Raw genomic sequence first — 26,113 nt, 5'->3', positions numbered from 1 at the left:
AGCGCCCAGCCCGCCGTGCTAAAACGGGCTCGGCATTTCCAAGGCGGCTGCCGCTCGAGCAAGCGCACCATCAGCTAACCACCGGTATCGCGGTGCGCTCTGTCTTGCGACCACGCAAACTCAGGTGTAACCCCGAACCGGCGTAATCCGCCCATTGAGCCAATAGTTTCCCACTTCGCGTGCCTTGTAGACAACCGGGTCATGCAGACTGTGTGTCCGTATGTCCCGCCAGAAGCGGTCGAAGCCGTAGATGTTCGACGTCGCACGCGCGCCCATCAGGTCGAAGACGCGCGCGCTTGTCTCGAGCGCCACACGCGTGGTGTTCACCTTCGCAGCATAAACTTCGGCAGCTGCGGCCGTGCGCTCCTCATGCGTCAATGCGCGGGCCTTTGCGAGCGCTGCGTGCAGCGTCTCGCCGGCCCTGTCGGCAAGCGCTTCGGCGGCCAATAGTTCGGCCTTCAGCAACCCGAAATGCTCAAGGATATATGGGTCTTCCGTCGCGCGTTGCACATTTGATGCCTGCCACGGCCTTGTCGTTGTGCGGATATAGTTTCGCGCCTCCTCAAGAGCGCCGATCGCCGCACCGAGATAAACGTTCACGAATGTAAGCTGCATCATCGGAATGCGGGTCGTCATCCAGGCGGGCTGCTCCTCATGCGGCGGCAGTTCCGCAAGCACATCGTCAGCGTCGACCCGTACGTCCTTGAACTCGATCGTCCCACTTTCACTTTGGCGCTGCCCGAAGTGGTTCCAGTCGTCGATAGCGACGACCCCGTCACGGCGTCGCGGCAGCGCGACGATCACCGTGCGGCCATCCCGATCCGGGAAGATCGACAGCATGTCGGCGATGCTGGCGCCAGAGGAGAAGCTTTTACGGCCATTAAGTCTGTACCCGTCTCCATCAGGCGTAAGGATGAGGTTGGGCTCGCGCGGATTACCGGAGCCTGACCAATGCCAGCGTTCCCGCACGGCGCGTCGGCGCAGGTCGGCATCTTCACGCGATGCGTCGTAGCCGCCCGGTGTCTGGCTCATGACATAGTGATAGCCAAGCAGCTGCCCAACAGACGGATTGGCGCTCGATATATTGCGCACGAGTGCCAGAGCATCTTTCCAGGCATAGCCTGCACCGCCGTAAAGCGTCGATTCGACGATCGTCAGAAGGCCCGCATCGCGCAAGCGCGCAAATTCCTCAACAGGAGGAACGCCCGCGCGCTCTCGCTCGGCGGCCGTTCGGCGAAAATCCTCCGCGAGCGCCCTGGCAACGTCAAGCCATGCCGTGTCGTCGCGCTTGCATGTTGTCGCCGTCTCGGCGCCACTGACCGCAATCATTCGCCTGTCTCCTTCTGCAGCACTTTCGTCTCGACGCCTCTTGAACGATCCCCGTGTTGTTTGGGAGGAATGCCGTTCAGCCAATAGTTCCCGACCTCATGGGCGCGCCAACGGATCGGGTCATGGACAGAGTGGGTCCGGACATTTCTCCAGAACCTGTCGTAGTTGAGTTCGCCACGCGTGGCACTGGCGCCGCCAAGTTCTATCAACTTGCTCGATGCCTGAAGTGCGACGTCGGCGGACGCCATTTTCGCTTCTGCCACGGCAACCGCTGCCTCTGCCCAGCCGTCGCTGTCCGGTGAGGCTGAAACGCGATCGAGAATAAACCCTGAACGTTCGATCAACGCCTCCGCAGCGTGCAGGCGCATTGTCAGCTCACCGATCTGGAGGATGGTGTGCGGATCCTCCGCCGCACTTGCTATGCCGCTGTCCGCCCACGGTCGCGCCTTTTCGCGGATGAAGCGGATAGCCGTATCGATCGCGCCGCGCGCGGTACCCGCATCGATCGCGGCGTGCATGATGTGGGCGACCGGATTGCTCAGCGAAAACCCGTCGGCGCCATGTGTGGGAACGACAGCGTCCGCACGCACCGTCACCTCTTCGAGGATGGTCGTGCCACTGGCCGTCGTGCGTTGGCCAAAGCCGCTCCAGTCGTCGACGAGCGATAGGCCGGGGGTGTCGGATGCCAGAAAGACGAAGGCGCGCTTGTCATTCTCGTCAACCACCAGCGGAACCACCCAGTCTGCAAACAAGACGCCGGAGCAGTAGTACTTGCGGCCGCTAAGGCGATAGCTTTCACCGTCAGGCACCAGCGTGGAGCGGATCGCACTTGCCGTCGGCGTCCCGAGCTCGGCAATCGCATTGCCAAACCGGTCTCCTCCCAGCACCCGCGAATAGAGAAAACGCTTCTGCGCCGCCGAACCGCCCCAGCGCAGAACTTCCAGCAGGAAGTAATGGTTCTGCGGAATCTGCCCGAGGCTACCATCGGCCGCAGAAATCGTCTCCACGACCTTTGCGAGCGTTCCGTAGGAAACCTCGGCACCGCCGTGAGATTTCGGAACGGTAATGGCCCACAGGCCACTTTGGGAAAACGCATCGACCTCTTCATGCGGCAGGCGCCGATCGCGGTCACGATCGGCTGCCTCCGCGGCGAACCGTTCCGCCAATCGCGCTGCCACGTCCAATGCCTCCGTGTCGGAGGTGATGATGTGGGCCGGTGCGCGGGCGCGGGTCCTTGCCCCTATCGGCAGGCTTACGGATGGAAAATGCTCGTTCATGTCTCACTCGTCATTCTGAGTTGGCCGGCATCATGCCGGCCGTCGGAACCGGGCGGCGGGATGGGCCGCATCGATGTGGGGAGAATCCATCTCGAACAGTTTTTCGCGCAGGGAACCGCGCGCATAGTCGTGTTTGAAAAGTCCCTGCTCCTGCAGCACCGGAACAACCAGGTCGACGAAATCGCGCAAGCTTTCGGGGGCGACGGTACGTGGCAGGTTGAAGCCGTCTACGTCGCCGATCTCCACCCAACGCCGCATGACCTCGACAATCTGCTCCGGCGTTCCAACAACAGGTTTTTGCCGGCTCCCGAGAACCATCTGATCGATGATGCGCCGGACAGTCCAGGCGCTGTCGGCGCTTCGCGTGGTAATCGCCTCGAGCGCCGAGTTGTTGGCATTGGTCTTGCGGTAGGTAATGGGCTCATCCGGATCGAGCCGGCTGAGATCGATGCCGATCGAACTCGAATAGTGTGCAAGGGCGCCCTCGATATCGGCATAGCGGCGATAGTCTTCGAACTTGTCGTAAGCCTCCTTCTCGGTGCGACCAACGACGACACTGAGGCCCGAAAACAGCTTGACCGAGCGGGCGGCCCGTCCCGCAGCAACCGCCTTCGCGCGGATATCCGCGACAATCGACGCAGCGGCCTCCGGCGAACTCGCGCCTATAAACGCGCATTCCGCGTGCCGTGCAGCAAATTGGCGTCCGCGCGTGGAAGAGCCCGCCTGATAGAGCACGGGCGTGCGCTGCGGCGAGGGCTCCGATAAGTGGATGGCGTCAAGCCTGTAATGCTGGCCTTCATGCCGGATGGGACGAACCTTGGATGGATCAGCATAAACGCCCGCCATGCGATCCACGCGTACGGCACCGTCTTCCCAGCTTTCCTCCCAGAGGCGGTAGAGCACATCCATGTATTCGTCAGCGACATCATACCTGGCGTCGTGGTCCGGCTGGGCCGATAGCCCCATGCCGCGCGCCGCGCTGTCCAGATATCCCGTGACGATGTTCCAACCTATCCTGCCGTTTGTGAGATGATCGAGCGTGGACAGGCGCCGCGCAAGAAGATAGGGCGGCTCATAGGTGGTGTTGACCGTCACGCCGAACCCGAGGTGTTTGGTGACATACGCCATGATCGGCACGATCAGGAGCGGATCGTTGACGGGGGTCTGCGCGCCGGATGCGATGGCAGTCGAGGGATCACCCTTGTAGACGTCATAGACGCCGATAATGTCGGCGAGAAAGATGCCATCCAGCTTGCCGCGCTCGGCCGTACGGGCGAGGTCGGCCCAATACTCCATCGTATTGTAGCGGCTGGAGGTGTCGCGGGGATGTCGCCACATGCCGTGGTTGATATGTCCGACACAGTTCATGTCGAATGCGTAGATGTGAATGTGCCTAGACATACGGTACCTGTCGCCCAATTGCCTTCCCTTGCGGGGTGAAGCAGCTGGCGACTTATATCGAAGGCACCGCCCCGCCCTAGGGCACGAATTTATATAATCTACTATTTTTATAGAAAATATAATCTTCTTAATGTGTGCGATCGCTGCTTTTGTCTGGCAAGCCGATCAATGGCGGTTACGCCGCGATCCCCAGCAGATCTAGCATGGAGACGCTGATGTCCTCAGCAGTAACGATACTTGATGGAGGCATGGGCCGGGAACTCCTCAGAAGCGGCGCGCCGTTTCGCCAGCCGGAGTGGTCGGCCCTCGCGCTGATCGAAGCGCCGGAATTCGTCGAGCGCGCCCATGATGCCTTCATCGCCGCCGGGGCCTCGGTGATCACGACCAACAGCTATGCCGTGGTGCCATTCCATATCGGCGAGGAGCGCTTCGCCGAGAATGGGCTTGAGCTCGCGGATTTGTCAGGCCGCCTCGCGCGCGCCTCCGCTGGAAAGGCCGGAAACGCGGTACGCGTTGCCGGTTCCCTTCCGCCCGTCTTCGGCTCCTACCGTCCCGACCTTTTCGACGCGGCCAAGGCGCCGGAAATACTCGACGTGCTGATCAAGGGCCTTTCGCCCCATGTCGATTTCTGGCTGGCCGAGACACAGGGATCGACCGCGGAGGTCGAAACCATTCGCGCCGTCCTGGGCAGCGACGAGCGCCCCCTGTGGCTGTCATTCACCCTCGAAGACCGCAAGGACGTTGACGCCATTGTTTCAGGTAGCACTCAGCCCATCCTGCGTTCAGGCGAGCCGGTAGCGGATGCTGCGGTAAAAGCTGCCGAACTCGGCGCAGCCGCCCTGCTCTTCAATTGCAGCCAGGCGGAAATCATGGAAGCTGCCGTCAAGGCGGCACGCAAGGCACTGGATGAACGGGGCTTTGCAACGCCCATCGGCGTCTACGCGAATGCCTTCGTGCCGAAACCGGAAAACACGGAGGAGATCCGTGCCAACTCGGGCCTCAGCGGCCTGCGTGAGGATCTCGATCCGCCAGGCTACCTGCTGTTTGCGCGCCGCTGGGTCGATGCGGGCGCGACGATCGTCGGTGGATGTTGCGGGATCGGTCCCGAGCATATCGCGGAACTGCATGAAACCTTCCACCCCCGTCCCGTTGCCGCTTAACCTCTATTTCCGGAATTCCGTCATGACACACATCATTCGGCCAGGCGCCTCCCGTTCTCTCGATCTTGACCGCCGCAGTTTCCTCAAGGCCACCGCGGCGGTTGCCGCCGGCTCTCTGCTTTTGCCAAGCATCTCCCTTGCCGCCGCCCAGCCGAAAAAAGGCGGCCACCTGATCCTCGGCATCGACAACGCCTCGACGTCCGACCGGCTCGATCCCGCCTTCTACTTCGAAGCCTACACGTACAATGTCGGCCTGCAGCTGTTCAACACATTGACCGACCTCAACGAGGACGGCAGCCTGCGCGCCAGTCTCGCGGAAAGCTGGGAGCCGGCCAAGGGCGGCAGCGAATGGATTTTCAAGCTGCGCAAGGGCGTGCAGTTCCACAATGGCAAGGAACTGGCGCCGGAAGACGTCATCTATTCGCTCAACCATCACCGCGGCGAGAAATCGGAATCGGCCGGCAAGGGCTACCTTCTCAGCGTCACCGACATCATCAAATCGGGACCGAACGAGGTTACCTTCAAACTCAACGGACCGAACGCGGATTTTCCCTACCTGCTCGGCGATGTTCATTTCGGCATCACGCCGGATGGCGAAAATTTCGATAAGGGCATCGGCACCGGCGCCTTCATTCTGGAAAACTTCCAGCCGGGGGTTCGGACGCTCGCCCGCCGCAATCCGCAGTACTGGGATCCGGAACGAGGCCACGTCGATTCAGTTGAGACGGTCGCATACAATGATAAGTCCGCGCGCGTTGCGGCCCTTCTCAGTAATTCGGTGCACCTCATCAACAATGTCGAAGCCCGCGTTGCCCAGAGGTTGAAAGGCCAGGATAACATTACGCTTCACACGGAAGCCGATTCCTCGATCATTCTTTTCCCAGGACGGGCCGACGCGCCGCCATTCGACAATCTCGATGTGCGCCTGGCACTGAAGTATGCGATCGACCGCGAGCAGATCGTCGCGTCGATCCTCAATGGTGCGGGATCCATTTCGAACGACAACCCAATCTTTCCCTCCAACCGCTATTTCACGAATGACGTTCCACAGCACGTCTATGATCCGGACAAGGCCGCTTTCCATTGGAAGAAGTCAGGCTTCGACGGAAAAATCGTTCTCTCCGCGGCGGAAGGGGCGACATTCTCGGGTGCGCTCGATGCGGCACAGCTCTACCAGCAGACTGCAACCAAGGCCGGCATCCCCTTTGAGGTCAATCGCGTTCCGGCCGATGGCTACTGGAGCGACGTATGGCTGAAGCATCCTTTCGTCGCTTCAGGTTGGGGTGCACGACCGACAGCCGATGCGATGCTCTCTCTGATCTATCTCTCGGACGCGCCGTGGAACGAATCCGGTTGGAAGAGCAAGGCGTTCGACGACCTTGTGCTTGCCGCGCGCGGCGAGCTCGACGAGGGCAAGCGCAAGCAACTCTATCACGATGCGCAGGTTCTGATCATTCAGGAGAATAGCTCGGTGATCCCGGCCTATGCTGCACAGACGAGTGCGTCCGCCGCCAACCTCAAAGGTTACAAGGCGATTCCTGGCCAGAACGGTCCGCGAACGGCCGAGAAAGTCTGGTTCGATACCTGATGCAATGCCTTGCCGGCCGGGTGTCCCGGCCGGCCGGCGTCCGGAGACATTCAATGACCATCGCAATCGCGGCCCTGCAGAGACGCCGCTGGCATCGTGGATTGTGGCCCTATATCGCCCGTCGTCTTCTGGCCGGCGCAGCCCTGCTGTTGGTACTCTCCAGCCTTATTTTCCTCGGCACGGCACTTCTGCCGGGCGATGCGGCATCCGCCCTTCTCGGCCGATCTGCGACGCCGGCTGCCCTGGCGGAGCTTCGGGAGAAGCTCGGTCTCGACCAGCCGCTGATTACCCGTTACCTCACGTGGCTCTCCGCCTTCGTGCAGGGGGATCTCGGCAACAGCCTGATGAATGGCCGCGCCGTTTCCGACAGCATCGCCGCACGATTGGGCAACACGTTGTTTCTCGCCGGCTTCGCCGCCAGCATCGTCATACCGCTTTCAATCTTTCTCGGCCTTTTCTCTGTGCGCTATCGCGATAGCGTCATCGACCGGACCATAACATTCGTCACGCGCGGGCTTGTCGCTCTGCCTGAGTTCTTTGTCGGCTATCTCCTGATCTATGCGCTGTCGATATCGCTCGGCTGGTTTTCGAGCAGCAGCACGGTTTTTCCCGGCATGAGCCTTTCCAGCCGTGTCGTGGCAACCGTGCTGCCCTGCCTGACGCTTGTGATTGCCATCACAGGGCATGTGACCACCATGGTGCGCGCCTGCGTGCTCGACGTGCTTTCGCGCCCCTATATCGAAATGGCCGTGCTGAAGGGCGTACCGCATGGAACCATCGTCTGGCGGCACGCCCTTGCTAACGCTCTCTCGCCCATCATCAATGTCGTATTGATCAACCTTGCCTATCTCGTCGCCGGCGTTGTCGTCGTCGAGGTCGTGTTCGTCTATCCCGGCATGGGCCAATTCATGGTGGACAGCGTCTTCAACCGCGACATCCCGGTCGTGCAAGCGTCGGCGCTTCTCTTCGCCGCCATCTATATCGGTCTCAACCTTTGCGCAGACGTTCTTGCCGTTCTTGCCAATCCTCGTTTGGGATTCACGTCGTGACGCGCATGTTCAAGCTACCGGTCTCCGTGATGCTGTCGGGTGTCGCGATCGCATTGTTTATCGCCGTCACGGCTCTTGCCCCGGTCCTGGCACCTTACGGCGTAAACGAGATCGTCGGCATCAGCTGGGATCCGCCTTCGCTTTCGAGCCCGCTTGGAACAGACATGATCGGTCGCGATCTCCTGTCACGCTTCATCTGGGGAGCACGTGTGACGATCCTGACAGCGGCAGCCGCTACCCTTCTCGCCTGCCTGCTCGGCGCAAGTTTCGGCATCCTGGCCGGACTGCGCCGCGGTTGGCCGGACATGGTGCTGTCGCGCTTCGTGGACCTCGTCATGGCAGCGCCGACCTTGATCCTTGCGATGGTGCTGCTCACGATATTGCCCAGGTCGCTCGCCTTTATCGTCGCGATCATGGCATTGATCGAAGCCACACGCTTCTATCGTCTTGCGCGGCTCATAGCGGTCGATACCGCTGCGCTGGATTTCGTCGAATCCGCCTATCTACGCGGAGAAAAAACGCTCTGGATTATCTTCCGGGAAATCCTGCCGAACGGTATTATGCCCATCCTCGCGGAATTCGGCCTGCGCTTCATCTTCACCGTCCTCTTTCTGTCGACACTGTCCTTTCTCGGGCTCGGCGTCCAGCCGCCGCTGACCGACTGGGGCAGCCTGATCAAGGAGAACAAGGACGGCCTTCTGTTCGGCATCACCGCCGCCCTGCTGCCTGGCGTTGCCATAGCCGTACTCGCCGTCGCGGTCACGACGATGGTGGACTGGATCACCGCCGGCGAAAACGGGGGACAATGAACATGACGACGTCGCTGCTCGAAATCCGCAACCTGACCGTCCGTGCGCACGGCAATCCGGCAGCACCGCTGCTTGTGAGCGATGTGTCGCTTCGTGTGGAACGGGGGACGGTTCTCGGTCTCATCGGCGAATCGGGCGCGGGAAAATCCACGATCGGTCTTGCCGCCCTCGGATATGCCCGCGCCGGAACATCGATAACATCAGGCTCCGTCCGGTTCGACGGGATCGACCTTTTTCAAGAATCCGAGTCCTACCGCCGTGCGCTACGCGGGCAGCGGATCGCCTACGTCGCGCAGTCTGCAACGGCATCCTTCAACCCGGCCTTTCGTCTGCTCGACCAGATCATCGAGTCAAGCCTTCGCGTCAATCGTCTGGACCGCGGTGCGGCGCAGGAGCGCGCATTGACCTTGCTGGACGTGATGGGTCTCGATGCAAGAACGATCGCAATGCGCTTTCCACATGAAGTGTCCGGTGGACAGCTGCAGCGCGCGATGACGGTGATGGCGCTCTGCGCTCGGCCGGATCTCATCATTTTCGATGAACCGACGACAGCCCTCGATGTGACGACCCAGCAGGACGTCCTCAAAGCTATCCAGCACGCCATCGAGCTCCAATCAACGGCGGCGATATATATAAGCCATGATCTCGCGCTCGTCAGTCAGGTCGCCGACCGCATCCATGTCCTGCGTCATGGTTGCACTGTTGAGGAAGCGCCGACAATTGATCTCGTGACGCGGCCATCCACCCCCTATACCCGGGCTTTACTCGAAGCGGGCGTGCACGAGACAACGGTTGGTCACCGTGATGCCCACGTCGCGCTGGAGCTGCAAGGTATTACTGCCGGCTACCAGACGGGTTCTGCGATCGTTCGGGATGTTTCTCTCGCGATCGGACGCGGTGAGACCCTTGCCCTTGTCGGAGAATCGGGCTCGGGGAAATCGACACTCGGTCGGGTCGTGAATGGGCTGCTGCGGCCCCGCACTGGCCGCATCCTCTTCGACGGGCGGGAACTGGCCCCGTCGATTCACAACAGGCCGCTCGCCGACAGACGCGCTATCCAGACCGTGCATCAAACGCCCGATACGTCGCTCAATCCGCGACATCGGATCGAGGAAATCGTCGGTCGGCCACTGGCGATCTACGAGAACCTTGGCAGGCAACAGCGCAAGGACCGCGTCGGGGCGCTCCTGGAACAGGTCGAACTTTCTCCGAGCCTTGCGCGTCGTTTTCCGGCAGAGCTGTCCGGCGGCCAGAAGCAAAGGGTGGCCATCGCGCGGGCGATCGCCGCACGCCCACAGATCCTCATCTGCGACGAACCCACATCAGCCCTCGATACGCTCGTGGCACGCGATGTGCTTGCACTTCTGATGCGGCTGCAGGCGGAAAACAGCATCGGCTGCCTTTTCATTACACACGACCTGAACATTGTCCGCTCTATCGCGAGCCGCACCGCCGTACTGCGGCATGGGCAAATCGTTCGGGCGGGCTATACGTCGGAGGTGCTCGCACCGCCGTTCGACGACTATACGGGAAAGTTAGTTGCAGCCGTTCCCACGCTGCCCCGCGTCGACCCCGAACCAGCCTTAACGTTGAAATGGAATGCCGGTTAGAGGTCGGGCTTGGCAGGCCGTTGAGAAGAAGCGAAACCTGCGGCCACAACCGACCGCCGCTTTTAGACCGACTAGGTGAGCACGGCAACGAGAGCGGGCGGGAATGGCCAATCCCCTCTGGTGTGCTTCATGGTCTCACGTCGCAACTTGCGGCATCAAAAATCGTTGATTGTTTTACATCCGACCCTGCCGAGGGAAAACTTTTCCCGCGGCACCACCCGTTTTGATCGGCCCTGCCTTTAAAGCGGGCGAGAACCACATAATTCTTATAGATAATTATCTGAGGAATTTTCATGCCAGCCGAGAACACCAAGATTGTCGATTTCCAGGCATATCGCGATGCACGCCGCAAGGCGACCGCGCCCTCTCTTCCGGCGCAGGCGGCAACGGCCCCGGCTGGTCTTCAACCAATGGTGATGTGGGTTCCCGTTTGGGCCTACTTCCCGGTCATGGCGAGCCCGTGGGCCTATGCCCAGTGATACTGCCGCCGTGCTGGACCACCTCCCTGCCCCGGCACCGTCAGACACGATCTGCATCCGCACGGGTCAGCATCTGCGGCGGCTCAGGACGCGGCGCGGCTACTCGCTCGACCGGCTGGCAAAGGTTTCGGGCGTCAGCCGCGCCATGCTGGGCCAGATCGAAACCGGAAAGAGCAGCCCGACTCTGAGCATTCTCGCCAAGATCGCCGCAGCCCTCGAGGTCACCTGCGGTTCGCTGATCATCGAAGCGGAAGAGCCGACGACCGTGCTGCTGACCCGCGCTGGCTCGAAGACATTGTCGTCCAGCGACGGCAAATTCGAGACCCGCGCACTCTTCCCCTATGATGGTGATCGCACGGTGGAATTCTATGAGCTTCGGCTGGCGCCTCATCATTCCGAACGCGCCGACGCTCACCGGCACGGCACCGTAGAAAACCTCGTTGTCACCGAGGGCACCGTTGAAGTGATCGTCGGCAAGCAGCCTTACATTCTCGGCGAAGGCGACGCCCTGCTCTTCGAAGCGGACGTACCGCACGTCTATCGCAACATGACCGGCAGCCCTGCGACGGTCTATCTCGTCTCGACCTGCAAAGACGTCATCCACCAGATATGAAAAGGCCTCCCGTATGGGAGGCCTTGTCGCTCTTCAGGGCAATACGCCTCAAGCGGCCATCGTGCAGCACATCGTCATACCGCCGCACATCATCATCATCGGCATGCCGCCATTCATCATGGCCATCATGCGCTTGCAGCATTCCATGAACATGGCCTGGTCCATGCCTTCCATCGGCTTCATCTCGCAGACCATGCCGGCTTCGGTCATCTTGCAGGTCATCATGCCCATCATCATCGGCATGGGCATCATCATGGGCATGCCGCCCATCATGGGCATTCCACCCATCATCGGCATCATGCCGTTCATCATCATCGGCTGGCCCATACCGCCCATCATGGCATTCATCATCGGCATCATGTTCATCGCAGCGTTCATGGAGGTCTCCCGGCTCACGGCCCGTATTTCGCGCTTCAATGACCGATTGGATAATTAATCCCGCCGGCATGCTCAATGCGATAAATTTCTTCCAATAATCTTTCCTCCATTAGAATAGCGCCATTTTTTATAACGGGGATGAAATTGTACATGATCGCGGAAATCCCTCCACGATAGTGGAGTTGAGCCCTGCCCTTCGTTTGGCATGCTGGGCGATCTTTGCGTCGAGACGATCGAAAATGGCCGGATTTTGCTTTAATCTACAATTTTTATAGAGAATTATCGGGCCAAGCGAACAACGCAATGACATCCCAGGGCTCGTCACCATGACAGGTATTCACGTCAGATTTTCAAATATCCAGGCTCGGGCGAAGCGAATCTCGTTCATCGAAATGCCGAACCACCTGAACAATGCTGAGCCTTCGACCGGACCCAGTCCGCTGATCCATCGGGAGCGCGGATTTTGAAGCGCCATGGTGAACTGGTCTGGTTCGTCACTGGTGTGGCACTGGCCATGATCCTCGTTGCTGCCGCTCTATGGCTCAGCCTGTCGGTACGGGCACTGGGCTTCCTATAGGAAAGGACTGATTGAGATGGACATCCGCAAGATCGACGACGACTATTCCGTTTCCCCGCAGATCGAACCCGAGGACGTCGATATCGTCAGCCTGCTGGGTTTCAGGTCTATCGTTTGCCACCGGCCTGACGAAGAGCAGGCCGACCAGCCGGCCTTCGCCTCCATCGCAGAACGGGCCGCCCAGTTGGATATCGCGGTGCGGCATATCCCCGTTCTCTCGTCCGGGCTGACGGACGAAGCCGTCAGCGGCATGGTTCAGGCACTCGGCGACCTGCCCCGACCGATACTCGCCTATTGCCGCTCCGGCGCTCGATCGACGAAGATCCACGAACAGGCGCTGCTGCTTCGGAGGGTCGGAGTTCGTTCATAGCCGTCGCAAGATGAGAGTTGCGGTTCATGAAGGCGGAGGGGTCCGCCCAGCAAGTGCGAGGCGATATCGGCAGAAATGCAGGCCGAGCACGTTCTATGCCCGGCCCGTTGCGATCATCATTGAATGGTCTTGATCGGGTCCTTGGGCGCTGGATTAAAGCCGATGAGATCGGTCGTCAGCTTGGCGTAGGTGCCGTCAGCCACCATGTCCGCAAGGGCCTTGTTGATCGCTGCTACGAGATGCGGCTTGCCCTTCTTGATGGCGAAGCCCTTCTGGATATGGCTAACATAATCATCGGTCATTGCGAACGGCAGGCCGGAGTTCTTGATTGCCCAGCTCCCGGCAATGGCATCAGTGATGGTGGCATCGATGTTGCCGTTGGCCATATCCTGCATGGCGTCGGACTCAGCCTTATAACCCTTGACGACAGCGCCGTGCTCTTCCGCGATCTTGGCGAATGTCGAGGAGACGAGCGCTCCGACGGTCTTGCCCTTGAGGTCGGCTGCACTCTTGATGCTGGAGTCCTTCGGCACGACGATGCGGCCACCGGATTCGAGCCAACCGTCTGCGAACGTCACTTTTTCCTGGCGGGCTGCGGTGATGTCCATTGACGCGCTGATCACGTCGAACTGATTGGCCTCAAGACCGACCAGAAGCGAATCCCACTTGATCAGGACCGGGGTATATTCAAGGTTCAAGCGCTTGGCGATCTCCGTCATGACGCGGATTTCAAGACCGTCCAGCTTGCCATCCGGGGCGCGCATGCTGAAAGGCGAGAATGTGCCTTCGGTGGCAGCCAACAGCTTACCGGGTTGCAGGAGTTCCAGATCGGCGGCGTTGACATTTGGGGTGACAGCCAGACCGGCGAAGACGGCGGCGGCTACGATCAGAGCTTTGAATTTCATGTTCCAGTTCCCTTGTTGTTTGTGCATTCTCTGTTCAAGGACATCGTGGATGCCTGTGATTTCTTCCAGGTCGGCGCGGATATGCGTCATCATCCGAGGTTGGCGTAGCGGCGCTCGAGCCAGGACGCCAGCGTGGTGAGGATGGTGGTCAGGACCAGATATATGACCGCAACCGCAATGTAGAATTCGAACGGCCGGAAGGTGGAGGCGATCAGCGTCTGCGCATAGAGGGTAAGTTCCACCACCGTGATGGTCGAGAGCAGCGACGTGTTCTTCAGCGTCGAGATCGCCTCATTGGTGATCGACGGCAGGATGATGCGGAAGACCTGCGGCAGGACGATGCCCCGCATCGTCTCAGCCGGGCTGAAGCCGAGCGCGAGAGCCGATTCCGTCTGACCCCGCGGGATGGCACTGAGTCCACCGCGAATGATTTCGGCGACATAGGCACCACTATTGACGCCAAGCGCGATCACCCCTGCTGCAAATGGCGACAATCTGATGCCGATCTGCGGAAGGCCGAAATAGATGATGAAGACCTGGATCAGCGTCGGCGTTCCACGGACGAACCAGATGTAGAAGGCAGCCGCCATGCGGACGGCCCTGAACTTCGAGCGCTGCGCCAACGCAGCCACGAGGCCGAAGCCCCAGGAGACGGCAATCGTGAGAATCGTGATGCCGAAAACCGTATAGGAGGCTTCGAGAAAGCCCGGACCATAAAGAAGGACTTCGTTCCAGAAATTGCCCGTCACGCCTGTACTCCCCGGTCGCTATCGTTGGAAATGGAATGACCGACCTGGTCGTGGAGGATGCGGTGCAGGAACTGTTTCAGGCGCTCGCTTTCCGGATGGCGCAGGATATCAGGCGAGCCCGCCTCGCTGATCACGCCTTTGTCGAAGAACAGGACGCGCGAGGATACGTCACGGGCGAAGGCGATCTCGTGTGTGACGAGCAGCATCGTCATGCCTTCGGAGGCAAGCGAGGCCATCAGCACCAAAACTTCATGCACGAGTTCGGGATCGAGAGCCGAGGTGACTTCATCGAACAGCATCAGCCGCGGTTTCATGGCAAGCGCGCGCACGATCGCGACGCGCTGCTGCTGGCCGCCCGAAAGCCGCGACGGATAGCTGTCGCGCTTTTCGAGCAGGCCGATGCGTGAGAGAAGCGCCTCAGCCTCCTCGATCGCCTGCCTGCGCGGCATTTTCAGAAGCTTTATCGGCGCGTGGATGACGTTTTCAAGCACGGTCATATGCGGCCAGAGATTATAGCTCTGGAACACCATGCCGACGCGGGCGCGCAGCGTCTGCAATTGTGCCTGACTGGGGAAAAAGCGCGATTCCTGGCGGAAATCGAAGGACATGTCCTCAAATTCCATGAAGCCCGATTGCGGCATTTCCAGCGCGTTGATGGAGCGCAGGAAGGTGCTCTTGCCCGAACCGCTCGCACCAATGATCGAAACCACCTCGCCGGCCTTCACGTCGAGCGAGACGCCTTTCAGGACCTCGTTCTCGCCAAAACTCTTGCGGATTTCCTTGAGGCTCAGAAGCGGTGCACTCATCGGGCATCCTCCTCGGGGTAGCTGTCTGTAATTGCAACGGCGACATCCTTGGGGGTGCGGGCGTCGCCATTGATCGGGGTCATATCCTGCGGGCAGGCGGAAAGAACGAGCGTCAGGTCGATCTCGGCGCGCAGCACGACATAGTCGCCAGCAGCCGTTGCCGGCGGAACACGATCCACTGTTCCATCAGGTTTGACAGGAACGTTCATGAAGAGATTGAGGGATGCGGGCGTGAAAGAAACGGCAAGACCCGCTTCAACCAGACTCTCATGAAAATTGTCGGTACAGCTGCGGTGCGGTTCGGTGCAGCCCAGCTGCTGGTAGAGCTCGATGCTGCAGGGGCAGAGCAGCGTGTCATGACGCACATCGGCACTATCGGCCACCATCTTGAGCATCGGCCGCCGGCGCGAGGAGATGATGCTCATGCCTTGCGTGAAGAAGATGTTACTGTTGACGGAACGGGTATGGTCCATCGATGAGGTCTCGCCGGGATCATCGGCCGCGACCGCCCAGGTATCGACAACCTGATTGCCATGGGTGTTGACGATGCGGGCGAATTGACCGGCCTTCATCGGAAACGCACGCCCGTGGCTTGCAGCGACAGTCTGGTTATTGGGATCCATATCCACTCGTCTTCTCGGTGTCACAGGCTTCCGTCGACGGCGATCGACACCTTCTGAAGCCCGGCCCTCAGTTTCGGTACACAAAGCCTATTCAGTATACCACTGGAGTTCAAGTAGGGTTTTCAATAAATTAGCGATCAATTCGTTGGCGTAACGCGCATTTTTTAATCATCGTCAGCCCACGTATTGGGCGATCATACTTTCCGGTGCCGAGTCAGGTGCCAGCGTGGACATGACGGCGCGACGTCACATTGACGAACGGATACAGGCGGTGTACCGAAAATCAGGCAGCGCCTCTCCCCACCTCTGAAGGCCGAAGGTGGACCCCTGCGCACGCAAGCAATATCCGCCTCAGGAGTGACGGCATGCATCGCTATTTCCCCGTCGACGAGTATGAAACCCGCTGGTCGCGCGTCCATGACGAGATCACCCGCCGCGGCTTCGAGACCGCTGTTATCTTCGGCCGCGGTGGCGGCACGACCGACAATTGCGGCGACGTCCTCTATCTCTCCAACCACTATGCAATCAGCGGCGGCATGGACTCGCTGATCTGGACCGCCCGTTCCTTTGCAGGCGTCATCCTGCAGCCCGGCAGTGCGCCGCAGCTGCACATCGACGAGCCGGAAGTGCGCCGCGATCTTGTATCCATTGAGGACGTGTTGAGCAGCAACCATCCGTTCGAAAGCGTCGCGAAGTCGCTGGTCGAGCGCGGCATCAAGGGGCGCGTGGCGCTGGTCGGCACGCATTTCATTCCGATCAAGTATTACCGGCAGCTGGAAGCTGTCGCACCCGATATCGAATGGGTGCCGGCCGACGACCTCGTGCGCTCCGTGCGCCGCATCAAGAGCCACCGCGAGCTCGACTGTTATCGCTATGCCGGAGAGACGGCGACCCTTGGCGTCAACGCGCTGATGGAAGGGCTGATCGGCGGGCTTTCAGAGCGCGAGGCAGCCGGCGAGGCAGCCCGCGCCGTCATCGCCCGCGGCGGCCGCATCCAGATGATCGGCACCAATCACGGCGAGACGCTCGGCTTCGACCAGCGCTTTCCGCTGACCGGCTATAGCGAGGACGTGCCGGCTGTCGGCGACATCGTCACCGGTACGCTGCATGGCGCGCTCTATCAGGGCTATTATCTCGATCCCGGCCGCACGGCCGTGCGTGGGAAAGCCAGTGCCGAGCAGCTTCGCCTGATCGAGGCGGCAAGCGGCATCGTGCATCGCCTGTCGGATATGCTGCGGCCGGGCGTGAAACTACTGGACGTGGCGGCGGAAGGCGACCGGATGACGGCGGCCTTCGGTGGCTCGATCTCGCCGATCATGAAGAATTTCCCGTTCTATGGCCACGGAATCGGGCTCGGCTTCGAACTGCCGCGTATCTCCACCACCATGTCCATGCCGGAGGATGTAGTCGAGGCCAACATGGTCTTCGGCGTCGAAGCCTTCCTGTCGCTCGATGGCGTCGGTGCTGCCTTCTACGAGGACATCGTCATCATCGGCGAAAACACCAATGAGCTGATCACCAATTCGCCCAGCATGTTTTAAGGCGTTTCCAGACCAGAATCGAAAAAGCCCGGCAGATCAATCATCTGCCGGGCCTTTCGTGTCAGTGCGCGAAAACGCCCTCGAAATCCTTGAAGCCCTTGACCTCGATCGGGTTGCCGCTCGGATCGAAGAAGAACATCGTGCGCTGCTCGCCCGGCTCGCCTTCGAAGCGAACGACCGGCGGGATGTCAAAGGCGATACCGCCCTTTTCGAGACGCTCGGCCAGCGCGAACCAGTCTTCAAGACGCAGGATGACGCCGAGATGCGGCATCATTACCATGTGGTCGCCGACCTTGCCGGTACGGGTGACCTCGAAAGGCTTGCCGAGATGCAGGGAAATCTGGTGGCCGAAGAAGTCGAAATCGACCCAGGTATCGGTCGATCGGCCTTCTTCACAGCCGAGGATATCGCCGTAGAAGCGACGCGACGCATCAAGATCGGTCACATGGTAGGCAAGATGGAAAAGTGAACGCATGGAGTGCTCCGTTTTGTCTGGCTGGGTTGAGATCAGCGGATGGTGAGTTGGCGCGGCAGGGTGGAGAGCGGTTCGGCGCCGGTTTCGGTGACGATCACCGTTTCCGAGGCGCCGACGGTCCATTGCCCGTAACTTCGCAATGTCGCAGGCAGATGGAAGACCATGCCCGGTTCGATAGTGCGGGTGACGTTGGAGAAGAGGCTCAGGATTGCCCCCTCACCCCAATCCGGCGCGAAGGCGACGCCCATCGAATAGCCGATACGCTTGCGGAAGGCTGCCGTATAGCCGGCGCCATCGATGATCGCCTGTGCCGTGTCATGCACATGGGCGCAGGTCGCACCCGGCCGGATCTCGGAAAGCGCCGCATCGAGCGCCCGCAGCGCACAATCCATCATCCGCTGCGCCTCGTCCGGGGCGGCCCCCATCCAGACCGTTCGCATCAGGGCGGCATGGTAGCGCGCGTGGCTGCCGGCCAGTTCGAGGAAGAGCGGATCGCCGGCCTCGAGCACGCGGCGGCGCCATGTCATATGCGGAAGGCCGCTACGGGGCCCGGAGGAGACGAGCGGCTCCATGGCCATGACTTCCGAGCCGGCACGCGTCGCCGCATGCAGCATGTCGGCAGCAACGGCATTTTCATCGGCCCCGATAGCGCAAGCCGCGATGCCGGCGATCATGCCCGCTTCGGCATAGCGGGCCGCATGACGGATCGCCTCGAGCTCGGCCGCCGACTTGATCATCCTGAGTGAGGGAAGTATCTGCGAGCCGTCGATGAGAGAGGCAACGCCAAGTCGTTCGGAAATCTCGGCCGCAAGCTTTGGCGACAGGAACCAGCCGGCAAGCTCGATTGCCGGCTTGACGATACCGCGCTTGCGCAGGAGGTCCACAAGCGCTTCGGCCGGGTTGTCGCCATCCTGATAGGAGACGATATCGGGCAGATAGGTATTGGCGAGCGTTCCGAAGAGTTCGAGCTGGCGCACAAGAAGCACGGGCTCGCCATCCGCCGGCAGGATCAGCGCCTGAAAGGCAAAATATCCCGCCGTCTGGCGCCCCGTCAGCCAGTAAATGGTTTCCGGCCCGGTAACGATCAGGGCCTCATGGCCGACGGCGACAACGGCGGCACGGGCGCGAGCCTGCCGTTCGGCAAATTCCGCTGCGGGAAAGGCCGCTTCGATGCCCTGGATCTGGGCCTGCGTGTCAAAGGTCGGATGCAAGGTCATGCGGCCAAAATCTCAATTGCGCGCCAGCCAGCCGAGAAAACGGGTTCTGACACTATCGAAATGCACTTCCATCGCCGCACGGGCGGCAGCGCCGTCACGTGCCTCGATGGCATCGATAACGGCGATATGTTCCAACGCCTGCTGGTCGAAGCGGTCGTGGGTCCGGGTGATGGTGCAGCGGCGCGCGATACTGCGCATCTCGGTCAGCATCGAGGCGAGGAGCGGCAGGCCGGCGGCATGGGCGACCGCATTGTGAAAGGCGTCGTCATCGATCCAGAAGAGGTCGAACGCGATATCGCCGCCGCTGGTGAAGTAACGCATCCGCTCGCGCGATTGCGACAGTTCCTCCGTAAACGGCAGACTTGCGGCCTTTTCAGCGGCCGAGCCTTCGAGAAGCCGGCGGACCTGCACGATCTCCAGCAATTGCTCCACGGTGACCGGCCGCACCATCAACGCGCCGTTGGGCAGGCGCGAGATGACGTTTTCCTTCTCAAGGCGCGAAATAGCGGCGCGCAGCGGTGTGCGCGAAATACCCGATTCCAGCGCCAGGGTCCGTTCCGTCAGCATTTCGTCGGAGGAAAACTGCCCTTCGAGGATGCGCTGCTTCAGGTCACGATAGACCTGTTGCGCGAGAGTTTCCTTGTCGCTCAATAATCACCTCCCTTGCCATCATCGCGGATCGCAGCGTGGACAACCTCGACGGCTGCGGCCAGATCCGCCGGATCCATGCCCTCGTCGGGGTTATGGCTGCCGTTCCAGTTCCGCAGAAACACCATCACGCTGTCCCAGCCGGCCTGCGCGAAGGCCGCCGCATCGTGCCCACCGCCGGAAAGCATCCTGCGTGGGCTATATCCAAGCCGCGAGGCGCCGCGGGCGATCTGGTCACCGAGCGCCGCCGAGAGTTTCGTCGGCTGACTGCGCGACTGGGCACCGAGATCGAAGCGGACGCCGCGGGCCTTCTCGATCTTGTCGATCTGTGCCCTGAAGAGACTATCCAGCTCGTCAAGCACGGAAACGGTATCGCTGCGCAGATCGACGCAGAAATCCACCCGGCCGGGCACCTTGGCAAAGGCATGTTCCGACGACGCCGCATCGACACGGCCGAAGGTGACGGTTAGATCCTGCGACCGCGCAAGCGTCTCTTCCCAGCACCTGTCCATGCCGACGATCAGATCCGCCAGTGCAAAGACGGCATCGGCGCGCTCGCAACGCGCCGGGCCACCGGAATGCGCCCAGGTGCCGTCGATCCGCGCCTCACGATAACGCAGGCCGCCGCGCACGCCGGAGACGATGCCGAAAGGCTCCTTTGCGGTGTCGAGGACAGCGCCCTGTTCGATATGCAGTTCGATGAAGCGGGCGGGTGCAAGGCCGGGTCCGGCCAAAATCTCCTCCGGACGACCACCTTCTTCCTCGATATGATCGTAAAGCGTGCGGCCGGTATCGGAGCGCTTTGCCTGTAGTTCCTGTGCCGTCAGCCGGCCGAGCGCCGCACGCGAGCCCGCGTAGGAAACCGGAAACCAGACGCTTTCCTCGGCGCGCGTCACCGTGACGACGATATCAACGGGCGGCTGTTCGCCGCTTTTCACGAAGGTAGTCACCAGCGCCATGGCACCCGAAACACCAGCCTGGCCATCATAGGCGCCGCCCATCGAGACGGTATCGAGATGCGAACCGATATAGATTGCACGTGCGGAACGGTCGCGGCCCGGCAGGCGGGCAAAGAGATTGAGGCCGGCATCGCGCGTCACCTCAAGGCCCAGCGCCCCAGCCTCCTCGGCAACGACGGCATGCGCCTGGCTTTCCAGCCGGCTATAGGACGGGCGGGTGAAACCCGGACCGACATCCGAGATCGCATTGACCCGGTCGATCAGCCGGTCGATCGTCTCCCTGATGACAGAATTCATGCGTCCAACCTTTGCATTTCGACTGTCGTTGCCGGACGACCGCCGGAAAGCGCCGTCAGCACGTGGCCTGCAGCCGCAAGCGCAACACGTTCCAGCGCTTCACCGGTCGTACCGCCGAGATGCGGCGTAAAGATTACCCGGTTGGTGGCGCCGAGCGGCCCTTGCGCCGCACCCGGCGAATAGACGTCGAGTGCCGCTCCCGCGAGCGTGCCATCTTCGATCGCTGCGGCAAGCGCTGCCTCATCGACAAGCCCTGCGCGCGCCGTATTGACGAGGATCGCGCCACGCTTGATGGCGCCGAAGGCCTCGGCGTCGAACAGGTTGCGGGTTTCCTCGCGCAGTGGTGTGTGAATGGAGACGAGATCGGCGCAAGCCAACCCCTCTGCGAGCATCGCGACACGCTCGTAAGGCAGTTCGCCCGTGCTGCGCGGCGAATAGACGAGGACGCGCATGCCGAAGGCGATATCGAGCATGCGCCCGAGCCCCTGCGCGATTGCGCCCCAGCCGACCAAGAGAACCGTCTTGCCGAAGAGCTCATGGAAGGTCGAGGTCTCGCGGAAACCGCGTGATCCGGTACGCACGGACCGATCGGCAGCCGGGATCAGGCGTGCGGCGGCTATGGCCAAGCCCAGAGCCAGTTCGCTGACCGAACGGGCGTTGGCGCCCGGCGTATTACAGACGAGGATCCCGCGCCTTCCGGCCGCGACCTTGTCGATCGAATCGTGGCCTGCGCCATGCGAGACGATCACCTTCAACGTATCGGCCACGGCGATAGCCTCCGCGGAAAGGCCTGCGTCGCGGGTAATCACGGCCTGACATCCGCGGATCAGCCGCATTATGGTCTGAATATCGGTGTCAGGGCAGAGGACAGGTTCGACACCCGCATCCTTCAGAAGGGCGATGCCTGCAGCATGGATGGGTTGGACGATCAGGCATTTCATAGGGGCGATCTCGGTAAAGGCGTATTCAGACGCTGAAGGACGGCGTCGCGGGCATGGGTGATATGTTCGCCCATCAGCACGCCGGCACGCTTACCGTCGCCAGCGCGGAGCGCCTGAAGAATATCGAAATGCTCCTGGCAGCTGACGATGAAACGCGTCGGAACCTGGGTATGGTCGAACATGCAGGTGCGACGGCGCAGATCGCCGATCGCGCGCACCATCATCTGGTTGCCGGCAGCACGCGCCAGCGAATAGTGCAGGTCGTCATCGATGCTGCGCTGCTCGTCCTCCTCCCCGGGCCCCTGCCTCTGCAATGTCAGGACGCGGCTTTCCAGATCGTCGAGAATAGCGGTCGGAATACCGGTCGCATGCCGCGCGCAATAACTTTCCAGCTGCTGGCGCATGAAGAAGATTTCCTCGACCTCCGGGATCGTCAGCGTCCGCACCTTGAGGAACCGACCGTCCTGAATGGCAAGACCTTCCGCCTCGATGCGCTTGATCGCCTCGCGCACCGGCGTGCGCGACATGGCGAACTCGTCCCCGAGCTTGGCTTCCTGCAGAAGGTCGCCCGGTTTCAAGACGCCGGCGAGGATCATCTCGATAATCTTGCCGTAAGCCTGCTTTGCGAGCGGTTTGTTCAAGACCTGCCTCCTTCAAACATTGCCGCATCCGGCGCTTGATCCAGGCCCGCAAGAACTTCGTCGAGTGCAAGGGTATGGGCGATCCAGAGATCTTCCGCCTGTTCCTGCGTCACGAGCTTGAAGCGAATCTGGCTGCCGGTCAGCGCCTGCGCCAGCCGCGGCAGATCCACGGAGGCGACGGTTGCGATTTTCGGATAACCGCCGGCCGTCTGCCGCTCGGCCATCAGGATGATCGGGCGGCCGGAGGCCGGCACCTGGATCGAACCCATCACCGTGCCATCCGACACGATGTCATGCCCGCCGGCCGCGACGATCTCCTGGCCCTCCAGCACCTGCGCCATGCGATCACGGCTGCCCGACACGGTAAAGGGCCCGCGCAGGAACTGCTGCCATGCAGCCTTATCGAAATGCCCTGCCTGCGGCCCCTTGATGACCCTGATCGGGCCTGCGAAGCGATGAAGCGGCGTGCGAAGAACTTTTTGCGGGCCGGCGAGCACCGTCTCGGGTGTGGCACCAAGCGGCAGCACATCACCGGGCGCCAGACGCCTGCCGTCGAGCCCGCCGATGGCGGAACGAAGATGGGTGGAACGTGCGCCGAGCACGGGTTCAGTCTCGATGCCGCCGGAGAACGCGATATAGCCCCAGACCGCACTGGTGAGCGCGCCGATGCGCAGAACCTGGCCAGGTGCCAGCATGTGACTTGCCCAGCAATCAACGCGGCCCCCATCGATCGTGACCGAGACGGCGCCGCCGGTAACGGCAAAGAGCACGGGCTCATCCACTTCGAACTGGCCGCCGACATTGGAGAACTCGATCAGCGCATCGTTGTCACCATTGCCGACGAGGCGGTTGGCGATCCGCATCGCAACACCATCCATCGGGCCGGAGGCCGAGACCCCCATCCGTACGAAACCGGTGCGGCCGAGATCCTGCACGGACATCATCGGGCCTGCCTGTTTGACGGTGAGCGTGGTCATGCATCCTCCCACTCGATATGCGGAGCGCCGGAGGCAACCGCTGCATCCAGCGCCGCGGCCTCATCCTTTTCGATGGCGCGGAAGCGGACATGATCGCCGGCCTTCAGGAGAAAGGCATCGCTGCGGGCGGGATCGAAAACCTTGATCGGCGTACGGCCGATGAAGCGCCAGCCGCTCGGGCCGGGCACGGAATTGATGCTGGCCTGCTTGCCGCCGATGCCGATGGCGCTTGCCTCGATCCTCTGGCGCGGCACGGCAAGCCGTGGCGTATGAAGCTTCTCCGGCAGGCCGCCGAGATAGGCAAAGCCCGGCGCGAAGCCGATCATATAGACGCGGTAGTCCGCCGAACCATGCGCGGCTATGAGTTCCGCGACGCTCATCTCCTTCATCTCCGCCATCTCGGTAAGGTCGAGGCCGACGTCACCGCCGTAAATCACCGGCACAACCAGCCGGCGCCCACGGCGGCCGTCGATAGCGATGCCGGAAAGCCGCTCAAGCAGAAGCGCCGAAAGATCGCGACCGCGCACGACCAGGGGATCGTAGGAAACGAGCAGCGAGCGATAGGTCGGCACCGTCTCGACGATCCCGGCAATCGGGTTGCTTTCGAGATCGTCCGCCAGCGCCACGACGCGCATGTTCGTCTCCTCGGAAATCCGGTCCGAGAGTTCGATGACGATGGCGCGATCGCCGCTTGCGGCAATTCGCGGATAGGTGAGGTGCGCGTGATGGGGCACGGTCATTCATTGTTCCAAATTCCGCTTGCACCCTTTGCCAGTCTGCAATCAACGAGGGCGCAGCGTATCCGCTTTATCCATTGTGTTCCCATACGTTGCCGATGCGGATTCGCATAGCAAACAACCTCCTTGTCATTTCAGTACACCAACTGTATGTCAAGGCTGCTTTACGATTATGGCCAGCAATATCACGCGAACGTGCCTCATCGATAAACCACAGAGACAGGATGATCCGCATGCCTACGATCGACCTCAATTGCGACATGGGTGAAAGCTTCGGCGCCTACAAGATCGGCGACGACGCAGCGATGATGGATATCATCACGACCGCAAACATCGCTTGCGGTTTCCATGCCGGCGACCCGAGCGTGATGCGCGACACGATCGTTTCGGCCCGCGAGAACGGCGTGGCGATCGGCGCGCACCCTTCGTTCATGGATCTCTACGGCTTTGGCCGGCGCCGAATCTATGGCGAGCGCCCGGAGGATATCGAGGCGCAGATCATCTATCAGATCGCTGCGATCCAAGGCATGGCAACCACGCTCGGCTGGCCGATCACCCATGTGAAGACGCATGGCTCGCTCGGCAATATCGCAGCCGAAGACGAGACGCTGGCAAGCGTCTGCGTCAAGGCCATCAAGGCGGTCGACCCGAGCCTTGTTTTCATCACGCTCCCCTATTCGCAGACGATGCTTGCTGCCGAGGAGGCCGGCCTTGCGGTTGCCTGCGAAGTCTATGCCGATCGCCGCTATCTGGAAAACGGCATGCTTGCGCCGCGCCAGATGGAAGGGTCGGTGATCCATGATCTGTCGGCAAGCGTCGACCAGGTTCTCTCCATGGTCTGCGACAACAGGATCCCGACGATCAGCGGATCGCATCTGTCGGTCAATGCGGCGACCGTCTGCATCCATGGCGACACGCCCGGCGCGCCCGCCACCGCACGCGCATTGCGTGACAGGTTGTCCGAAGCCGGCGTTACCATCGCACCATTTACCAAACCCAAGATGTGAAAGGGCCTTTTTCATTGTCCCGTACTGTCTACCTGAACGGCGAGTGGCTGCCGGAAGAAGATGCCAAGGTCTCGATTTTCGACCGCGGCTTCCTGTTTGCCGATGCGATCTATGAAGTCACCGGCGTTGTCGGCGGCAAGCTGCTGGAATATGACGGCCATTCCGCGCGCTTGCAGCGCTCGACCAAGGAACTCGGCATCACCTGCCCGCTTTCGCCGGAAGCACTGCTGGAAGTTCATCGCGAAATCGTCCGTCGCAACGATCTCAACGAAGGCCTGATTTACCTGCAGATCTCACGCGGCACCGCCGACCGCGATTTCGCCTATCCGGTGGATCCGAAGCCGACGCTGACCCTGTTCACGCAGGCAAAACCGGTTCTCGACAATCCGAAAGCAAAGACCGGAATCTCCGTTGCCCTCCTGCCGGACCAACGCTGGGCGCGCCGCGACATCAAGACGGTGCAGCTCCTCTATCCGTCGATGGCGAAAATGGAAGCAGCCGCCAAGGGCGCCGACGACGCATGGCTGGTGGAAGACGGTTTCATCACCGAGGCAAGCGCGGCCACCGCCCATATCATCTCCAAGGACGGCAAGCTGATCACCCGTCCGCTCTCACATGCGATTCTGCACGGTATTACCCGCGCAAGCGTTCTCGACATCGCCAAAGAGGCCGGTATCGACTACGAAGAGCGCGCCTTTACGCCGGGTGAAGCCAAGGATTCAGCGGAAGCCTTCATCACCTCGGCCACCAATTTCGTCCTGCCGGTGGTTGCGATCGACGGCCAGAATGTCGGCGACGGCAAGCCCGGTCCGCTGACCCTGAAGATGCGCCAGCTCTACATCGAAAAGAAGTTGGCAAACGCCATCTGACGCATTGTTGCCGCTCTCTTGCGGGCGGCAACATGATGAAACCCGTTCGGTTGATTTAAGCCCGTTGGTCATGGCTAAGGT

General features: G+C 61.2%; 27 protein-coding genes. 11 read left to right on the top strand and 16 right to left on the bottom strand.

The window, feature by feature from the left end:
* Positions 1 to 120 precede the first annotated feature (120 nt).
* The 3 genes from B5M41_RS22370 to B5M41_RS22360 are packed head-to-tail and all read right to left on the bottom strand — an operon-like array spanning position 121 to position 4,007.
* Positions 121 to 1,329, bottom strand: a complete 1,209-nt coding sequence (locus B5M41_RS22370) for an acyl-CoA dehydrogenase family protein (protein ID WP_134650263.1) — start codon at positions 1,327 to 1,329, stop codon at positions 121 to 123.
* Positions 1,326 to 2,606, bottom strand: coding sequence for an SfnB family sulfur acquisition oxidoreductase (locus tag B5M41_RS22365; RefSeq protein WP_134650262.1), 1,281 nt, complete (start codon positions 2,604 to 2,606; stop codon positions 1,326 to 1,328). Before B5M41_RS22365 ends, B5M41_RS22370 begins: the two co-directional genes overlap by 4 nt.
* 30 nt (positions 2,607 to 2,636) lie before the next feature.
* Positions 2,637 to 4,007, bottom strand: a complete 1,371-nt coding sequence (locus B5M41_RS22360; protein ID WP_134650261.1) for an LLM class flavin-dependent oxidoreductase — start codon at positions 4,005 to 4,007, stop codon at positions 2,637 to 2,639.
* A 215-nt stretch (positions 4,008 to 4,222) separates the two neighbouring features.
* Between B5M41_RS22360 and B5M41_RS22355 the strand changes: the two genes are divergently transcribed.
* The 7 genes from B5M41_RS22355 to B5M41_RS22325 all read left to right on the top strand — a co-directional run bounded on the left by B5M41_RS22355 (position 4,223) and on the right by B5M41_RS22325 (position 11,315).
* On the top strand, positions 4,223 to 5,167 hold the full coding sequence (locus B5M41_RS22355; protein WP_209020879.1) for a homocysteine S-methyltransferase family protein: 945 nt from the start codon (positions 4,223 to 4,225) through the stop codon (positions 5,165 to 5,167).
* Positions 5,168 to 5,189: 22 nt separating this feature from the next.
* Complete coding sequence (locus B5M41_RS22350; protein ID WP_134650260.1) at positions 5,190 to 6,755, top strand: ABC transporter substrate-binding protein; 1,566 nt, start codon at positions 5,190 to 5,192, stop codon at positions 6,753 to 6,755.
* Positions 6,756 to 6,808: 53 nt separating this feature from the next.
* Positions 6,809 to 7,804, top strand: a complete 996-nt coding sequence (locus B5M41_RS22345; RefSeq protein WP_134650259.1) for an ABC transporter permease — start codon at positions 6,809 to 6,811, stop codon at positions 7,802 to 7,804.
* A 5-nt stretch (positions 7,805 to 7,809) separates the two neighbouring features.
* Positions 7,810 to 8,613, top strand: coding sequence for an ABC transporter permease (locus B5M41_RS22340; protein ID WP_134650297.1), 804 nt, complete (start codon positions 7,810 to 7,812; stop codon positions 8,611 to 8,613).
* Positions 8,614 to 8,615: 2 nt separating this feature from the next.
* Positions 8,616 to 10,223: an ABC transporter ATP-binding protein gene (locus B5M41_RS22335; RefSeq protein WP_134650258.1), complete on the top strand. Its 1,608-nt coding sequence runs from the start codon at positions 8,616 to 8,618 to the stop codon at positions 10,221 to 10,223.
* Positions 10,224 to 10,516: 293 nt separating this feature from the next.
* The gene (locus tag B5M41_RS22330) at positions 10,517 to 10,702 is read left to right on the top strand and encodes a hypothetical protein (protein ID WP_134650257.1); all 186 of its coding nucleotides are present in this window, start codon (positions 10,517 to 10,519) and stop codon (positions 10,700 to 10,702) included.
* Positions 10,692 to 11,315 (top strand): helix-turn-helix domain-containing protein, encoded by a 624-nt coding sequence (locus B5M41_RS22325; protein ID WP_134650256.1) that lies wholly within the window; start codon positions 10,692 to 10,694, stop codon positions 11,313 to 11,315. Before B5M41_RS22330 ends, B5M41_RS22325 begins: the two co-directional genes overlap by 11 nt.
* A gap of 48 nt (positions 11,316 to 11,363) precedes the next feature.
* On the opposite strand, the gene B5M41_RS22320 is transcribed toward B5M41_RS22325, so the two are convergent.
* Positions 11,364 to 11,693, bottom strand: a complete 330-nt coding sequence (locus B5M41_RS22320) for a hypothetical protein (protein WP_167719213.1) — start codon at positions 11,691 to 11,693, stop codon at positions 11,364 to 11,366.
* 593 nt (positions 11,694 to 12,286) lie between these two features.
* Between B5M41_RS22320 and B5M41_RS22315 the strand changes: the two genes are divergently transcribed.
* Complete coding sequence (locus tag B5M41_RS22315) at positions 12,287 to 12,640, top strand: protein tyrosine phosphatase family protein (protein WP_134650254.1); 354 nt, start codon at positions 12,287 to 12,289, stop codon at positions 12,638 to 12,640.
* Positions 12,641 to 12,756: 116 nt separating this feature from the next.
* Here B5M41_RS22315 and B5M41_RS22310 read toward each other — a convergent pair whose 3' ends face one another.
* The 4 genes from B5M41_RS22310 to B5M41_RS22295 all read right to left on the bottom strand — a co-directional run bounded on the left by B5M41_RS22310 (position 12,757) and on the right by B5M41_RS22295 (position 15,723).
* Positions 12,757 to 13,545, bottom strand: coding sequence for a transporter substrate-binding domain-containing protein (locus tag B5M41_RS22310; protein ID WP_134650296.1), 789 nt, complete (start codon positions 13,543 to 13,545; stop codon positions 12,757 to 12,759).
* An 89-nt stretch (positions 13,546 to 13,634) separates the two neighbouring features.
* A complete protein-coding gene (locus B5M41_RS22305; RefSeq protein WP_134650253.1) occupies positions 13,635 to 14,294 on the bottom strand; it encodes an amino acid ABC transporter permease in 660 nt (219 codons plus the stop codon).
* Entirely contained in the window at positions 14,291 to 15,100 is an 810-nt protein-coding gene (locus tag B5M41_RS22300) for an amino acid ABC transporter ATP-binding protein (RefSeq protein WP_134650252.1), read from the bottom strand. The genes B5M41_RS22305 and B5M41_RS22300 overlap by 4 nt, the downstream gene beginning before the upstream one ends.
* Positions 15,097 to 15,723 carry a DUF1989 domain-containing protein gene (locus tag B5M41_RS22295; RefSeq protein ID WP_134650251.1) on the bottom strand — a complete coding sequence of 209 codons (627 nt, stop codon included), beginning with the start codon at positions 15,721 to 15,723 and terminating at the stop codon, positions 15,097 to 15,099. The genes B5M41_RS22300 and B5M41_RS22295 overlap by 4 nt, the downstream gene beginning before the upstream one ends.
* Positions 15,724 to 16,088: 365 nt before the next feature.
* Between B5M41_RS22295 and B5M41_RS22290 the strand changes: the two genes are divergently transcribed.
* Positions 16,089 to 17,264 carry a M24 family metallopeptidase gene (locus B5M41_RS22290; protein WP_134650250.1) on the top strand — a complete coding sequence of 392 codons (1,176 nt, stop codon included), beginning with the start codon at positions 16,089 to 16,091 and terminating at the stop codon, positions 17,262 to 17,264.
* A gap of 61 nt (positions 17,265 to 17,325) precedes the next feature.
* Here B5M41_RS22290 and B5M41_RS22285 read toward each other — a convergent pair whose 3' ends face one another.
* From B5M41_RS22285 to pxpB, 8 genes are read right to left on the bottom strand one after another with little or no spacing between them, the layout of a single operon-like run.
* The gene (locus tag B5M41_RS22285) at positions 17,326 to 17,739 is read right to left on the bottom strand and encodes a VOC family protein (RefSeq protein WP_113049404.1); all 414 of its coding nucleotides are present in this window, start codon (positions 17,737 to 17,739) and stop codon (positions 17,326 to 17,328) included.
* Positions 17,740 to 17,771: 32 nt separating this feature from the next.
* A complete protein-coding gene (locus B5M41_RS22280) occupies positions 17,772 to 18,956 on the bottom strand; it encodes a M24 family metallopeptidase (protein ID WP_134650249.1) in 1,185 nt (394 codons plus the stop codon).
* A 12-nt stretch (positions 18,957 to 18,968) separates the two neighbouring features.
* Positions 18,969 to 19,607, bottom strand: a complete 639-nt coding sequence (locus tag B5M41_RS22275; protein WP_134650248.1) for a GntR family transcriptional regulator — start codon at positions 19,605 to 19,607, stop codon at positions 18,969 to 18,971.
* Positions 19,604 to 20,860 carry a hydantoinase/carbamoylase family amidase gene (locus B5M41_RS22270; RefSeq protein ID WP_134650247.1) on the bottom strand — a complete coding sequence of 419 codons (1,257 nt, stop codon included), beginning with the start codon at positions 20,858 to 20,860 and terminating at the stop codon, positions 19,604 to 19,606. Before B5M41_RS22270 ends, B5M41_RS22275 begins: the two co-directional genes overlap by 4 nt.
* Complete coding sequence (locus B5M41_RS22265; protein ID WP_134650246.1) at positions 20,857 to 21,801, bottom strand: NAD(P)-dependent oxidoreductase; 945 nt, start codon at positions 21,799 to 21,801, stop codon at positions 20,857 to 20,859. The genes B5M41_RS22270 and B5M41_RS22265 overlap by 4 nt, the downstream gene beginning before the upstream one ends.
* The gene (locus B5M41_RS22260; protein ID WP_134650245.1) at positions 21,798 to 22,442 is read right to left on the bottom strand and encodes a GntR family transcriptional regulator; all 645 of its coding nucleotides are present in this window, start codon (positions 22,440 to 22,442) and stop codon (positions 21,798 to 21,800) included. Before B5M41_RS22260 ends, B5M41_RS22265 begins: the two co-directional genes overlap by 4 nt.
* Positions 22,439 to 23,419, bottom strand: coding sequence for a 5-oxoprolinase subunit C family protein (locus B5M41_RS22255; RefSeq protein WP_134650244.1), 981 nt, complete (start codon positions 23,417 to 23,419; stop codon positions 22,439 to 22,441). Before B5M41_RS22255 ends, B5M41_RS22260 begins: the two co-directional genes overlap by 4 nt.
* Positions 23,416 to 24,159, bottom strand: coding sequence for a 5-oxoprolinase subunit PxpB (gene pxpB, locus B5M41_RS22250; RefSeq protein ID WP_134650243.1), 744 nt, complete (start codon positions 24,157 to 24,159; stop codon positions 23,416 to 23,418). The genes B5M41_RS22255 and pxpB overlap by 4 nt, the downstream gene beginning before the upstream one ends.
* A 230-nt stretch (positions 24,160 to 24,389) precedes the next feature.
* Here pxpB and B5M41_RS22245 point away from each other — a divergent pair, with 230 nt between their 5' ends.
* Together B5M41_RS22245 and B5M41_RS22240 are read left to right on the top strand one after the other, a co-directional pair.
* Positions 24,390 to 25,163: a LamB/YcsF family protein gene (locus B5M41_RS22245; RefSeq protein WP_134650242.1), complete on the top strand. Its 774-nt coding sequence runs from the start codon at positions 24,390 to 24,392 to the stop codon at positions 25,161 to 25,163.
* A gap of 14 nt (positions 25,164 to 25,177) precedes the next feature.
* The gene (locus B5M41_RS22240; RefSeq protein ID WP_134650241.1) at positions 25,178 to 26,032 is read left to right on the top strand and encodes a D-amino-acid transaminase; all 855 of its coding nucleotides are present in this window, start codon (positions 25,178 to 25,180) and stop codon (positions 26,030 to 26,032) included.
* The last annotated feature ends 81 nt before the right edge of the window (positions 26,033 to 26,113 follow it).

The organism is Shinella sumterensis (assembly GCF_004514425.2).
Taxonomy (GTDB): Bacteria; Pseudomonadota; Alphaproteobacteria; order Rhizobiales; family Rhizobiaceae; genus Shinella; species Shinella sumterensis.
This window is presented reverse-complemented; position numbering and strand designations above follow the sequence as displayed.